The 12,744-nt window shown below is 62.7% G+C and carries 13 protein-coding genes; 8 read left to right on the top strand and 5 right to left on the bottom strand.

Annotated elements, in window-relative coordinates; genetic code table 11:
* The first annotated feature begins 84 nt into the window (after positions 1 to 84).
* Entirely contained in the window at positions 85 to 936 is an 852-nt protein-coding gene (locus FHX03_RS03240) for a LysR family transcriptional regulator (RefSeq protein ID WP_183852585.1), read from the top strand.
* Positions 937 to 949: 13 nt separating this feature from the next.
* Here the strand turns inward: FHX03_RS03240 and FHX03_RS03235 are convergent, their stop codons facing one another.
* On the bottom strand, positions 950 to 1,846 hold the full coding sequence (locus FHX03_RS03235) for a LysR family transcriptional regulator (protein WP_097623974.1): 897 nt from the start codon (positions 1,844 to 1,846) through the stop codon (positions 950 to 952).
* 147 nt (positions 1,847 to 1,993) lie between these two features.
* Between FHX03_RS03235 and FHX03_RS03230 the strand changes: the two genes are divergently transcribed.
* The 4 genes from FHX03_RS03230 (at position 1,994) to FHX03_RS03215 (ending at position 6,657) form a co-directional block, all read left to right on the top strand.
* Positions 1,994 to 3,433 carry an FAD-linked oxidase C-terminal domain-containing protein gene (locus FHX03_RS03230; protein WP_183852583.1) on the top strand — a complete coding sequence of 480 codons (1,440 nt, stop codon included), beginning with the start codon at positions 1,994 to 1,996 and terminating at the stop codon, positions 3,431 to 3,433.
* The gene (locus FHX03_RS03225; RefSeq protein WP_183852581.1) at positions 3,430 to 4,629 is read left to right on the top strand and encodes an FAD-binding protein; all 1,200 of its coding nucleotides are present in this window, start codon (positions 3,430 to 3,432) and stop codon (positions 4,627 to 4,629) included. Before FHX03_RS03230 ends, FHX03_RS03225 begins: the two co-directional genes overlap by 4 nt.
* 237 nt (positions 4,630 to 4,866) lie before the next feature.
* Positions 4,867 to 6,177: a glycolate oxidase subunit GlcF gene (gene glcF, locus FHX03_RS03220; protein WP_097623977.1), complete on the top strand. Its 1,311-nt coding sequence runs from the start codon at positions 4,867 to 4,869 to the stop codon at positions 6,175 to 6,177.
* Between the two features lie 39 nt (positions 6,178 to 6,216).
* Positions 6,217 to 6,657, top strand: a complete 441-nt coding sequence (locus FHX03_RS03215) for a hypothetical protein (protein ID WP_097623978.1) — start codon at positions 6,217 to 6,219, stop codon at positions 6,655 to 6,657.
* 99 nt (positions 6,658 to 6,756) lie between these two features.
* Here the strand turns inward: FHX03_RS03215 and FHX03_RS03210 are convergent, their stop codons facing one another.
* From FHX03_RS03210 to FHX03_RS03200, 3 genes are all read right to left on the bottom strand, one after another.
* Complete coding sequence (locus FHX03_RS03210; protein WP_097623979.1) at positions 6,757 to 7,431, bottom strand: outer membrane protein; 675 nt, start codon at positions 7,429 to 7,431, stop codon at positions 6,757 to 6,759.
* A 124-nt stretch (positions 7,432 to 7,555) separates the two neighbouring features.
* Positions 7,556 to 8,242, bottom strand: coding sequence for a L,D-transpeptidase (locus FHX03_RS03205; protein WP_183777236.1), 687 nt, complete (start codon positions 8,240 to 8,242; stop codon positions 7,556 to 7,558).
* 135 nt (positions 8,243 to 8,377) lie between these two features.
* Positions 8,378 to 9,127, bottom strand: a complete 750-nt coding sequence (locus FHX03_RS03200; RefSeq protein WP_183777237.1) for a L,D-transpeptidase — start codon at positions 9,125 to 9,127, stop codon at positions 8,378 to 8,380.
* Between the two features lie 261 nt (positions 9,128 to 9,388).
* Between FHX03_RS03200 and FHX03_RS03195 the strand changes: the two genes are divergently transcribed.
* Positions 9,389 to 10,018, top strand: a complete 630-nt coding sequence (locus tag FHX03_RS03195; RefSeq protein WP_097623982.1) for a DNA-3-methyladenine glycosylase I — start codon at positions 9,389 to 9,391, stop codon at positions 10,016 to 10,018.
* Positions 10,015 to 10,524: a hypothetical protein gene (locus tag FHX03_RS03190; RefSeq protein WP_097623983.1), complete on the top strand. Its 510-nt coding sequence runs from the start codon at positions 10,015 to 10,017 to the stop codon at positions 10,522 to 10,524. Before FHX03_RS03195 ends, FHX03_RS03190 begins: the two co-directional genes overlap by 4 nt.
* Before the next feature lie 19 nt (positions 10,525 to 10,543).
* Here the strand turns inward: FHX03_RS03190 and FHX03_RS03185 are convergent, their stop codons facing one another.
* Positions 10,544 to 11,248, bottom strand: coding sequence for an HAD family hydrolase (locus FHX03_RS03185; RefSeq protein ID WP_003588314.1), 705 nt, complete (start codon positions 11,246 to 11,248; stop codon positions 10,544 to 10,546).
* 352 nt (positions 11,249 to 11,600) lie between these two features.
* On the opposite strand from FHX03_RS03185, the gene FHX03_RS03180 reads away from it, so the two are divergent.
* A complete protein-coding gene (locus FHX03_RS03180; RefSeq protein WP_183852579.1) occupies positions 11,601 to 12,650 on the top strand; it encodes an aldo/keto reductase in 1,050 nt (349 codons plus the stop codon).
* Positions 12,651 to 12,744 lie beyond the last annotated feature (94 nt).

The raw sequence follows: 12,744 nt of genomic DNA, 5'->3' as shown, positions 1-12,744 counted from the left end.
GAAGAAAGATCGCTCATTGAAACGCGAATGAAAATAAAAGAAAAAGACTGCAGCCCATGCATTTGTGTTTGATGGATACGCGCGATGGAATGGAGCGACCTGAAGATTTTTCTGGCGATCGCGCGGTTCGGAACGCTCGGAGCCGCAGCCCGCAGCCTCGGTCTGACGCAGCCGACGATGGGCCGGCGGTTGCGTGCCCTGGAAGCGTCTGTTGGGCAGACGTTATTTCAGCGCACGACTGAGGGCTTCGTGCTGACCGAGGAAGGCGCGGCCGTGCTCGCCGGTGCCGAACGCATCGAGGAGGAGACGCTTGCTATGGAGCGCATCCTTGCCGGTGGCAGCCGCCAGCTCGGTGGTTTTCTCAGGCTGTCCTCGTCCGACTGGTTCGGTGCGCATGTGCTTTCGCCGGTGCTGGCGGAATTCTCGCAACTCCATCCCAAGGTGGTGGTCGAACTATTGACCGACAGCCGGCTGCTTAGCCTGCCACGACGCGAAGCCGACCTCGTTTTTCGTATTCAGCCCTTTACGGAAGCGGAGATCATATCCCGCAAGCTTATCCATATTAAATACGGCCTTTACATCCGTCGCGGCGCGCCGCACCCGAGGGCATTTGACGGGGTGGGCGCCCGCCTCGTCACCATGGACCAAGCTTTCGGCGACATGCCGGATGCCGGCTGGCTGCAACGGCTCTTGCCGCGGGCCGAAATTGTCATGCGCAGCAACAGCCGCGATGTTCAGGCGGCGCTCTGTGCCAATGGAGCGGGGCTCGCCGTCCTGCCGCGGCCTCTCGGCGATTCGCTTGCTGCCATCGAACTGGTCGATCTCGGTGAGGCGCCGCCCGGCCGCGACACCTGGATCGGCTATCACCGCGACATGAAGCGCCTGGCGCGACTGCGCGCCCTGCTGGATCTCGTCATCGAGAGGCTGGCGCGCTGAGCGAGCACCGCCGTCAGCGTTCCCAATAGGGGACAGGTCCGTAAAGCTCGGCGAGATAGTCGATGAACAGCCGCACCTTGGCCGGCAGGAATTGCCGGCTGGGATAGACGGCCGACAGCGCCACATTGTGCGAGCCCTCATAGGCGGGCAGCACTTGCACCAGCTTCCCGGCTTTCAGCTCTTCGCCGATATCCCAGGTGGAGCGCAGCGCGATCCCGAGGCCTGAGATGACTGCCTCGCGGATCACCTCGCTGGAATTGGTGACCAGCATTCCCTCCGGCCGCAGGCTGAGCATTCCGTCCGGCCCGTTCAGCCGCCAAGTGTCGCCATTGTGCGCCGGCAGGCAGCGATGATGTTTCAAATCGTCGATATCTCTAGGCTTGCCGTGTGCCGCGAGATAATCCGGCGAGGCGCAGAGCAGCCGGCGCACCGGCGCCAGCCGCCGGGCGACGAGGCTCGAATCGGTGAGTTCGGCAATGCGGATCGCCAGATCGAAGCCGCCGCCGACGATGTCGCTGAATTCATCGGTCAGCACCAGGTTGATCGCCAGCTCCGGATGCGTCTCCATGAACGCCTTCAGATGCGGCGCGATGTGCATGCGCCCGAAGGAGGTCGGCGCCGAGATTTTCAGCGTCCCGTGCATCTGCGCCGAGCGGCCGGAAATGTAGAATTCCGCCTCTTCCAGCCCGGCGAGGATACCGAGGACGCGGTCGTAGAAACCCTGGCCGGCTTCCGTCAGCGAGATCTGCCGCGTCGTGCGCTGCAACAGCCGGGTGCCGAGCCGGTCCTCCAGCCGCTTGATCCGCTTGGAGACGACGGCCGGGGAAAAGCCGAGCGCCCGCCCGGCAAGCGACATGCTGCCCGTCGAAACGACCTTGGCAAAGATTTCGAGATCGCCCAGATTGGTCATACGGTTTTCGATTTTTTCCCCTTTTGGCATAAGTGCTTAGCATTTGCGCCGCTTTCGGGAAAGTGCTAAGCCGATTTATCGGCGGCAGAAGGTTCGCGGCCGGTTCCTGTCGTCATTTTCCCGATGAAAGGGGCTAGGGAGAACGCCATGTCCGACGCCATCCCGTTTCTCAAACCCCGAGCCGATGTCCTGGCGCGCCGAGCCCAGATCGTCGCCGATCTCACCGATCTTCTACCGCCGGAATGCCTGGTGCATGAGGCGCGCGAACTGGTTCCCTTCGAGACCGACGCTTTCGTGTCCTATCGCCGCCTGCCGCTCGCCGTCGCCCTGCCGCGCAGCACGGCTGAGGTTTCGGCGGTCATGCGCTATTGCCACCGCTACGGCATTCCCGTCGTGCCGCGCGGTGCCGGCACCTCGCTTTCGGGCGGCGCCATTCCGCAGGAGGATGCCGTCGTACTCGGCCTGTCGAAGATGAACCGCATCCTCGAGATCGATCTGCCGAACCGGGTCGCGGTGGTTCAAGCCGGTGTCACCAATCTCAATATTTCGGAATCCGTCTCGGCGGACGGCTTTTTCTACGCACCCGATCCGAGTTCGCAGCTCGCCTGCACCATCGGCGGCAATATCGGTATGAATTCCGGCGGCGCCCATTGCCTGAAATACGGCGTCACGACCAACAATCTGCTCGGCGTCCGGATGGTGCTGGTCGACGGCACGGTGATCGAACTCGGCGGCAAGGCGCTGGATGCCGCCGGTTACGATTTGCTCGGCCTCGTCTGCGGTCACGAAGGCCAGCTCGGCATCGTCACCGAGGCGACAGTGCGGCTGATCGCCAAGCCGGAGGGCGCGCGCCCGGTGCTCTTCGGCTTCGAAGCTTCGGAAGAGGCCGGCGCCTGTGTCGCCGATGTCATCGCCGCCGGCATCATCCCGGTTGCGATAGAATTCATGGACAAGCCGGCGATCGAGATCTGCGAGGCCTTTGCCCATGCCGGTTATCCCCTCGACGTAGGCGCTCTTCTGATCGTCGAGGTCGAAGGCTCGGAAGCAGAAATGGACGCCACGCTGAAGGACATTGTCGAGATCGCCCGCCAGCATGGCGTCAAGACGGTGCGGGAATGTCAGTCGGCGACCGAAGCGGCGCTGATCTGGAAGGGCCGCAAATCCGCCTTCGGCGCCACCGGACGCATCGCCGACTATATCTGCATGGACGGCACCGTGCCGCTCAGCCAGCTTTCCCATGTGCTGAAAAAGACGGCCGAGATCATCGATCATTACGGCCTGCGGGTCGCCAATGTCTTCCATGCCGGCGACGGCAACATGCATCCGCTGATCCTCTTCAACGCCAACGATCCCGAGGATGCCGCCCGCGCCGAGGCCGCCGGCAACGATATTCTCAAACTCTGCGTCGATGCCGGCGGCTGCCTCACCGGCGAACATGGCGTCGGCATCGAGAAGCGCGACCTGATGCGGCACCAATATTCGGAAGTCGATCTCGCCCAGCAGATGGCGGCGCGCGCCGCCTTCGATCCCGGCTGGCTTCTCAATCCGTCGAAGGTCTTTCCGCTCGAAGGGCGCCCCGCCGCATGATCGATCTGATGCCGACGAGCGAGGAAGAGGCGGCAGCGATCGTCCGCACCCATGCCGGGAGCGGCCGACCGCTGGCTATCTGCGGCGGCGATAGCCGCGCAGGCTTCGGCAATGCCGTTGCCGCCGAGGACCGGCTGCGCTCGACCGGGCTTGCCGGCATCGTCGCCTATAATCCCGGCGAAATGGTCATGACGGTGCGATCGGGAACGCCGCTCGCCGAGGTCGAGGCGGCGTTTGAGGAGAGCGGCCAGATGCTCGTCTTCGAGCCGATGGATCATCGCCCTGTCATGGGCACATCGGGCGAGCCGACCATCGGCGGCGTCTTTGCCGCCAATGTCTCCGGCCCGCGACGGCTCGTTGCGGGGGCCGCTCGCGACAGCCTGCTCGGTGTACGCTTCGTCAACGGCAAGGGCGAGATCATCAAGGCCGGCGGCCGGGTGATGAAGAATGTCACCGGCCTCGACCTCGTGAAGCTGATCGCCGGCTCGCACGGCACGCTGGGCTTCCTCACCGAAGTCACCTTCCGGGTGCCGCCGCGTCCGAAGACCGAGCGCACGGTGGTACTGTCGGGCCTCAACGACGCCGAGGCGGCCAACGCCATGGCGGCGGCAATGGCGCTGCCGGTCGAAGTCTCCGGCGCCGCCCATCTGCCGCTGACGGTGACCTGGAAATTCCTCGCCGGAAACCTGCCCGAGGGCGAGGCGACGGTGCTGCGCATCGAAGGTCTCGCCGGTTCGGTTGACGCGCGCTTGGAAAAACTTGCGGCAGCAATGTCGGCCTTCGCAGCGGTCACGCGGCTGGATGCGCCGGAAAGCCGCCGGCTCTGGCAAGAAATCCGCGATGTGCTGCCCTATGCCGACGGCACGGCGCGGCCGGTCTGGCGCGTCTCGGTCGCCCCCGGCACCGGCCATCTGCTGGTTGCAGCCCTTCGCCTCGAAGCCGGCGTCGATGCCTTTTATGATTGGCAGGGCGGTCTCGTCTGGCTGCGCATGGAAGCCGGCCCCGAAGGCGAGCTGGTCCGCCGCTACATCAAGGCGCTCGGCGGTGGCCATGCGACGCTGATCCGTGCATCGGAGCAGGTGCGGGCGGCAACCGCGGCGTTTCATCCGGAGGCCGAGGCGGTGGCGATGCTGTCGCGGCGGGTGAAAGAGAAGTTCGATCCGGCGGGGATCTTCAATCCGGGGAAGATGGGGTGAGAAGATGAGCCTGTGCGCGGAGTACCCCCCTCTGTCCTGCCGGACATCTCCCCCACAAGGGGGGAGATCGGCAAGAGGTGGGACGATCGCTTCCTATCTGGCGTATCGCAGTCGCAGCAATTTCGTTGTTTGGGGAGGCCGTCAATCCCATCCGATCTCCCCCCTTGTGGGGGAGATGTCCGGCAGGACAGAGGGGGGCGCCCCGGGTACAGCGCGCCCAAGGCGGAGGCCCCGCTAATGCAAACCAACTTCACCCCCACCCAGCTCGCCGATCCCGATGTCGCCGAATCCGAGAAGATCCTGCGCAAATGTGTCCATTGCGGTTTCTGCACCGCCACCTGTCCCACCTATGTGACGCTCGGCAATGAGCTCGACAGCCCGCGCGGTCGCATCTATCTGATCAAGGACATGCTGGAAAACGGCCGGCCGGCCGATGCCGAGGTCGTCACCCATATCGACCGCTGTCTCTCCTGCCTTGCCTGCGTCACCACCTGTCCCTCTGGCGTCGACTATATGCATCTTGTCGATCACGCCCGCGCCCATATCGAAAAGACCTACCGGCGCCCATTGATGAACAGGCTGACACGGGCGATCCTTGCCGCCGTGCTGCCCTATCCCAGCCGATTTCGCCTGGCGCTCAATCTCGCCCGCCTCGGCCGGCCCTTCGCCGGGCTGATGCTGGGGGCCACTCTCAAGCCCTTCGCCGCCATGCTGGCGCTTGCGCCGCGCCGCATCCCCGCCGCTTCAGCCATGGCAAAACCCGGCAGCTACCTGCCCGAAACGGAACGGCGCGGCCGGGTGGCGATGCTCTCCGGCTGCGCCCAGCCGGTGCTCGATCCCGGTATCAACGCGGCGGCGATCCGGCTGCTGACCCGGCTCGGCGTCGAGGTGGTGCTGCCAGAAGGCGAGGTCTGCTGCGGTTCGCTGGTTCATCACATGGGCCGCGCCGACCAGGCGCTCGCCAGTGCGCGCACCAATGTCGATCTCTGGACGCGCGAGATCGAAGGGCAAGGGCTCGACGCGATCATCATCACCGCCTCGGGCTGCGGCACGACGATCAAGGATTACGGCCATATGCTGCGCCTCGATCCCGCCTATGCCGCAAAGGCGGCGAGGGTCTCGGGCCTCGCCAAAGACATCACCGAATATCTGGCAACCCTCGAGCTGCCGGTGCACACGCCGAAGGGCATCACGATCGCCTATCACTCCGCCTGTTCCATGCAGCACGGCCAGCGCATCACGCTGACGCCGAAGCAATTGTTGAAGGCGGCGGGTTTTACGGTGCGCGATCCCGCCGAAGGCCATCTCTGCTGCGGTTCGGCTGGCACCTACAACATCATGCAGCCGGAGATCTCGGCTGCGCTGAAGGCACGCAAGGTCAAAAACATCGAAGCCACCAAGGCCGACATCATCGCCACCGGCAATATCGGCTGCATCACCCAGATCGCCACCGGCACCGGCATGCCGATCCTGCATACGGTCGAGCTGCTCGATTGGGCCTATGGCGGCGCTGTGCCGGAAAAATTAACAGGTTTGCCGTTAGGCTGACGTGAAAGGCCTGTCGGGCCTGTCTCGGGAGTTTAGACGATGTGGCGGGGAATGATCGTGTTTGCGGGACTGCTCGGTGCGGCGGGCGCCGCCCATGCCGACAGCCGTTTTTTCTGTTCCGCCGATGACAAGGAAGCGCGCTTCACGCTCGAAAGCGGTTTCGAAAGCGAAGCCGGCCACAAGCTCAACCATTTCCGCGGCGCGCTTGTTGTCAAGGATCCGGCCCAAGCGACCGTGTTCGGCAAGCGTGTTTTCGAATCGCAGCATCTGACCAACCATTGGTCGCGCGACGGCGATCTGCTTCTGGAGGTCTTCGATGGCGGCGAAGATGACACCGGCGGGGCAACGCTGGATCTGGTCGTGGTTGCCGGCGAACGCGGCAAGCCGGCGGCAAATTTCAGCGGCACCTATTCCCTGACGATCGAAGGCGGTGAAAAACCCTATGCCGTCGAAGGCAAGGTCAGCTGCGGCAAGAAATAGAGCAATGCCAGAAAAACCACGAAGCGCGTTTCCGTCTGGAATTGCGCCTTAGCAAAAAAATAGAGCGGCCCCAAAAGCTGGACCGCTCTAATGAGTTAATTACCAGTGGAACGAGACGCCGACATTGACGGCGTTGGTGAAGATGTTGGTCTTCAGGTCCACGCCGCTGTCGATCGGAACGTCGATGCGCGAATAGGTGCCCTTGTATTCGACGAAGGTCGACCAGCGGTCGGTCACCTTGAAGTCGACGCCGGCCTGGGCCTGCAGCGTCACGCCGCCGAATTCATAAGCCCAGGTCTTGCCTTCGGGGCGAATCACTTCGACATGCGGAATGTTCACGCCCACACCGGCGCCGAGATAGGGGGTCCAGCGGCGGCTCGGATCCTGAAAGCGATAGAGCCCGTTCACCGTCAGGAGGTTCAGGCCGTCGGTGAATTCGAAATGCGACCAGCCGGTCTTGGCCAGTGTATCGTCGTCGGCATAGACCTTGTCATGGGTATAATCGAGCGAGATACCCCAGTTCGGCTTGTTGAAGTTCTCGAGCCACCAGGTGACGCGGCCGCCGTAATAAGGCGGGGCGCCGAAGGATTTGCCTTCCCAGCCGGCGGTGAAATGCGTGCCGTCGGAGAGATCGACGCCGCTGTGCGGTGCCGTCTGGTAGCCGCCATAGACAGAAAATTGCAGATCTTCCGCCGAAGCGGAGGCTGCCGAACAGATCGTGAAAAACGCAATGCCCGCAAGCAGGGATGCTGAGGAACGCAGCGCATATGTCATTGAATAGCCCCGATATTGTAAAATAAGTCGACCTTGCGGCAGATGTGCCAGCTTTGTGCCGCAATGTCTAAGCAAAACGAAAGGCGCATCCGAAAGCGCCTTTCGTTTTTTTCGTGAGTGTTGCTCAGCCGCCGAACATTGTGCGGAGCACGTCGATGCCTCTGTCCTCGAACGCGACCTTGCCTTGCCTGTTGCCGGGGCCGATGACGATCACCTTGGTGCCGACAGGGGCGCGATCATAGAGATGCGTCACATCTTCGTTCATCATCCGGATGCAGCCGGAAGACATGTTGAGGCCAATCGTCCAGGGCTGGTTGGTGCCGTGGATGCGGAAGATCGTGTCGCGGCCGCCCTGGTAGAGATACATGGCCCGCGCACCGAGCGGATTATCCTCGCCGCCTTCCTGGAAAGCGGGAATGATGTGACCCTTGGCGGCTTCGCGGCGGCGCATCTCGGCCGGCGGTGTCCAGCCCGGCCATTCGGCTTTGCGGCCGATCTTGACGACGCCCGACCAGCCGAAGCCGTCGCGGCCGACGCCGATGCCGTAGCGGGTGGCCCGGTTGTTGCCTTCGACGAGATAGAGATATTTGTTGTTGGTATCGATGATCACGGTGCCGGCGGCTTCCGTCGTCACCAGCCGCACTTTCTTGCGCTTGAACTGCGGCTTCACATATTTCGGCATCTGCGCCACACGCACGACGTGCGCCGGGCGCTGGGTGTTGTCGGAGCCGGCAGGCGCGGCAAAGGCGGATGTAGACATCAAGGACAGGACAAGTCCGGCCGCGGCCAGACCTGGCATCAATTTGATCATGATCGATTCCCCTCAAGCAAATCTGCCTGAAGCTACATGAACTTCTGCCCGATTCAAGATCGGCCCGGCCGGATAAAGCAATTTCGGGGAAGGAAGCCGGCTGTTCTTGCGGCTTCCAAGATATTGTATGTGCCGTTACATGACGACGACGCGGGTTCCGACGCGGACGCGGTCATAGAGATCGACGACATCTTCGTTGCGCAAGCGGATGCAACCGGAGGAGACGGCGCTACCGATCGACCAAGGCGCGTTGGTGCCGTGGATACGGTAAAGCGTCGAGCCGAGATACATGGCGCGGGCACCGAGCGGGTTTTCCGCACCGCCATCCATCCGCGCCGGCAGGTAGTGGCCCTTGGCTGCTTCACGGCTGATCATTTCGGAAGGCGGCGTCCAGTCCGGCCATTCCTGTTTGCGGGTGATCTTGTGGGCGCCGGCCCATTCGAAGCCGGGCTTGCCGACGCCGACGCCGTAACGCCGCGCCTTGCCGCCATCCATCACCAGATAGAGGAAGCGGTTATTGGTATCGATGACGATGGTGCCGGGCTTTTCCTGAGTGTCGTAATCGACCATCTGCGGCAGGAATTGCGGCTCGATCGGATGGCGGATCGCCGGTATGCCCGGGTTGATCGCCGAAACGGTCTGCGGTGCGACCTGCGGCGCCTGGCGGATGACGCGGCGCTGGAAAAGGCCGCGCTGCTGCAACTGGACGACCGGTCGCTGATAGACGACGGGGCGAACCGTGCCGCCCCCGAGCTGGTTGATCCAGGGTGCGGTCAGATCGGGGCTGAGCACGACCGGCGGACGGGTGGCGTAGCGGTCGTCTGCAAGGGCGGCCGTGGAGCATATGCCGAACAGGGCTGCGGCAAGAACAAGCTGTTTCATCATCGGGCGGACTCTCTACAAATGGCCGAAAATGCGCTGGCGGAGACGTCCGCCCGGGCGGAGATGTTCCACCCGGGAAAGACGCTGCCACCCAATCCGCCAGCGAATGGTAAAGATCGATTCATGAAAACCCGACCGGCCGAATAAACTTTTCGTCAGGGTTACCGTTCGGTTTGGAAAGACGGTTTGCAAATGGTAAAGCCGGAATCATGACCGGAAAACCAGGCGGACCGGCGAACGGACGGACCCGGAAATGAAGCGGACATGAGCGAGACAGGCATCATCATCGGCGAGGACGGCAGGAGCCGCTGCCACTGGCACGCCAATCTGCCGGATTATCTCCGCTATCATGACGAGGAATGGGGCCGCCCTGTCACCGATGATATCCGCCTCTTCGAGAAGATCTGCCTCGAAGGTTTCCAGTCCGGGCTTTCCTGGCTGACCATCCTGCGCAAGCGCGAGAATTTCCGTGCCGCTTTTTCCGGCTTCGATTTCGAAAAGGTTGCCCTCTTCGGCGACGAGGACGTCACCCGCTGCCTTGCCGATGCCGGCATCATCCGCCATCGCGGCAAGATCGTCTCGACCATCAACAATGCCAGGCGCGCTATTGCGCTGAGAGATGAATTCGGTTCGCTCGCCCATTATTTCTGGCGCTATGAGCCGGGTCATAACGAACGGCCCGGAGTAGTCGACCGCGAGCATATCGTCGCCAATCCGACGACGCCGACCTCGACGATCATTTCCAAGGATCTGAAGAAACGCGGCTGGACCTTTGTCGGCCCGACCACAGTTTATGCTTTCATGCAGGCGATGGGCCTCGTCAACGATCATCTGGAGGGCTGTTTCTGCCGGCCCGAGGTCGAGGCGATGCGCGCCGTTTTGGTCCGACCATGAAAGAAGATGCATCCGTGAGAACATTGATCGCCGCCGCTGCCCTCCTTCTCCTGACGGTCCCCGCTCTGGCGCAGACGCCGCAGCTGGATCCCGGTGAAAAGCTGGAGAAGCTGCAATTCCCGGCCGTCACCATGCAGTTGAAGGGCTGGACGAAGTTCGGCAACGGCCATGTCTACACGCTGCCGGTGCGCGCCGGCCAGCACATGAAGATCGACTTTGCCACCAAGAGCAAATTCGCCTTCCTGGCAATCTTCGACCTGTCGAAACCGGATGACGAGGCCTTCTTCGGCACCGACGAGGACGGCATGAGCTTCGAGACGACGGTCAAGGAAAACACCACCTGGCTGATGCGTCCCTATTATTCCAAGGTGTCGCCGCGCCGCGGCCTCGGCGCCCCCTTCAGCATCCTGATCGAGCCTTTGGCGGCTGCCCCGAAACAGCCGCAGCCGCCGGCCGAGCCAGAACGCCCGTCGCTGTTCCCGAAGGCGCCCGCCAAACAGCAATAAAGGCGGGCGAGCGGCCCGCCTATGCCAGCCGGTCGATGAGGTCACGCAATTCGCCGAGATGACCGATCTTGCGAAATCGCGGCGCCTCCGTCGGTTCGTCCACATGTTCCAGCACCCAGGTGAGTTCATGCGGCACGAAGACGCCGTAGCTGCCGGCGGCGATCGCCGGCACGATGTCCGATTTCAGCGAATTGCCGACCATCATCGCCCGTTCCGGTCCATCGCCGACCTTGGCGAAGATGCGACGATAGGTGACGGCCGTCTTGTCGGAGACGATCTCGACGGCATCGAAGAAGTCGCCGAGCCCGGACTGGGCGAGCTTGCGCTCCTGGTCGAACAGGTCGCCCTTGGTGATCATCACAAGCAGATATTTGCCGGAAAGCGCTTCCAGCGTGTCGCGCACATGCGGCATGGTCTCGACAGGATGGGAAAGAAGATCGCGGCCCGTATCGAGGATCTTGGCGATCACGCCGGCGGGAACCTTGCCTTCGGTGATCTCGATCGCCGTCTCGATCATCGACAGCGTAAAACCCTTGATGCCGAAGCCGTAATGGCGAAGGTTGCGCTTCTCAGCTTCCAGCAGCCGCTCGGAGATCTTCGGTCCTTCGGCGAAATCGGCAAGAAGCCCGGTGAAATGCGCTTCCGTCAGCCGATAATATTGTTCGTTCTGCCAGAGCGTGTCGTCGGCATCGAACCCGATCGTGGTCAGTGGTCGCGTCGTCATATGCGTACCTTCGAGCATGATGCCGAAAAGTGCGAGCGGCTTTCGGACGACATCATGCTCTAACTCTAAAATTGAGAACAGGATTCAGATCTGAGGCCGACCCGGCCCAAAATCATCCTGTTCTTGAAATATGACCGGAAATCTATCGGTCGCCTGTGTCGAGACAAGGGCATCGGTTTCCCGGGCTGCAAAGGGCGCGGCGTTGAAAAGCGCCGCCGCCGCACTACATCGAGTTTGCCTCACCCTGCAGCCAGCCACGGCTGTGCCTGTCACGCGCAGGCCAATAATCAAAAAATGAAGTTCTTAGGTTCGCAAGCCCCTCTTGCGGCAGACACAAAGGATTTTTTCGACCATGCGTTACAATCAACTCGGAAATACGGGACTTTTCGTCTCGGAAATCTGCCTGGGCACCATGACCTTCGGCGAAGCCAAACAGGGCACCATGTGGGGCGCCATCGCCGATGTCGACCAGAATGCCGCCGACCGGATGGTCGAGCGCTCGCTCGGCTCTGGCGTCAATTTCATCGACACGGCCGATGTCTACTCCGCCGGCGAGTCCGAAAGGCTGCTCGGCCAGGCGCTGAAGAACCTCGACGTGCCCCGCAAGGACGTCGTCATCGCTACCAAGGTCTATGGCGTCATGGGCGAGAAGCCGAACGACCGCGGCGCCTCGCGCGGCCACATCATGGATTCGGTCGAGGCGAGCCTCAAGCGTCTGCAGACCGATCATATCGACCTCTATCAGATCCACGCGACCGACACGGTGACGCCGATCGAGGAGACGCTGCGCGCCTTCGACGATCTCGTGTCCCGCGGCCTCGTGCGCTATATCGGCGTCTCCAACTGGCAGGCCTGGCGCATTTCCAAGGCGCTCGGCCTCTCCGAACGCCGCGGCTTTGCCCGTTTCGAGACGGTGCAGGCCTATTATTCCATCGCCGGACGCGACCTCGAACGCGACATCGTGCCGATGATGCAGGAGGAGAAGCTCGGCCTGATGGTTTGGTCGCCGCTCGCCGGCGGTCTCCTGTCGGGCAAATACGGTCCCGGCGCGCCCGGCAATGGCGAGGGCCGCCGCGCCAGTTTCGACTTCCCGCCGGTCGATAAGGACAAGGCCTGGGCCTGCGTCGCCGTCATGCGTGAGGTCGCCGAAAAGCACGGCGTCAGCGTCGCCACCGTGGCGCTCGCCTATATCCTCGCCAAGCCTTTCGTCACCACCGTCATCATCGGCGCCAAGCATGTCGACCAGCTCGACCAGAATCTTGCCGCCGTCAAGCTGAAGCTCGACGGGGACGATATGACGAAGCTCGACGAGGTCAGCGCGCTTGCCCCCGAATATCCGGGCTGGATGCTGGAGCGACAAGGCGCCGGCCGCCGCCCGGCCGATTTCGAGCCGAAAGGCTGAGATCGCCGACAGGGGGCCCTCATCCGCCTACCGGCACCTTCTCCCCGCTTGCGGGGCGAAGGGACTATGCCGCAACCTTTCGGTTCCCACCTCG

Origin of the sequence: Rhizobium sp. BK456, from assembly GCF_014194045.1 — a bacterium.
Classification (GTDB): Bacteria; Pseudomonadota; Alphaproteobacteria; order Rhizobiales; family Rhizobiaceae; genus Rhizobium; species Rhizobium redzepovicii.
This window is presented reverse-complemented; position numbering and strand designations above follow the sequence as displayed.

Coding starts and splice junctions, on each gene's coding strand:
- FHX03_RS03240 (WP_183852585.1), top strand. CDS start 85: ATGGAATGGAGCGACCTGAAGATTTTTCTGGCGATCGCGCGGTTCGGA.
- FHX03_RS03235 (WP_097623974.1), bottom strand. CDS start 1,846: ATGACCAATCTGGGCGATCTCGAAATCTTTGCCAAGGTCGTTTCGACG.
- FHX03_RS03230 (WP_183852583.1), top strand. CDS start 1,994: ATGTCCGACGCCATCCCGTTTCTCAAACCCCGAGCCGATGTCCTGGCG.
- FHX03_RS03225 (WP_183852581.1), top strand. CDS start 3,430: ATGATCGATCTGATGCCGACGAGCGAGGAAGAGGCGGCAGCGATCGTC.
- glcF (WP_097623977.1), top strand. CDS start 4,867: ATGCAAACCAACTTCACCCCCACCCAGCTCGCCGATCCCGATGTCGCC.
- FHX03_RS03215 (WP_097623978.1), top strand. CDS start 6,217: ATGTGGCGGGGAATGATCGTGTTTGCGGGACTGCTCGGTGCGGCGGGC.
- FHX03_RS03210 (WP_097623979.1), bottom strand. CDS start 7,431: ATGACATATGCGCTGCGTTCCTCAGCATCCCTGCTTGCGGGCATTGCG.
- FHX03_RS03205 (WP_183777236.1), bottom strand. CDS start 8,242: ATGATCAAATTGATGCCAGGTCTGGCCGCGGCCGGACTTGTCCTGTCC.
- FHX03_RS03200 (WP_183777237.1), bottom strand. CDS start 9,127: ATGATGAAACAGCTTGTTCTTGCCGCAGCCCTGTTCGGCATATGCTCC.
- FHX03_RS03195 (WP_097623982.1), top strand. CDS start 9,389: ATGAGCGAGACAGGCATCATCATCGGCGAGGACGGCAGGAGCCGCTGC.
- FHX03_RS03190 (WP_097623983.1), top strand. CDS start 10,015: ATGAAAGAAGATGCATCCGTGAGAACATTGATCGCCGCCGCTGCCCTC.
- FHX03_RS03185 (WP_003588314.1), bottom strand. CDS start 11,248: ATGACGACGCGACCACTGACCACGATCGGGTTCGATGCCGACGACACG.
- FHX03_RS03180 (WP_183852579.1), top strand. CDS start 11,601: ATGCGTTACAATCAACTCGGAAATACGGGACTTTTCGTCTCGGAAATC.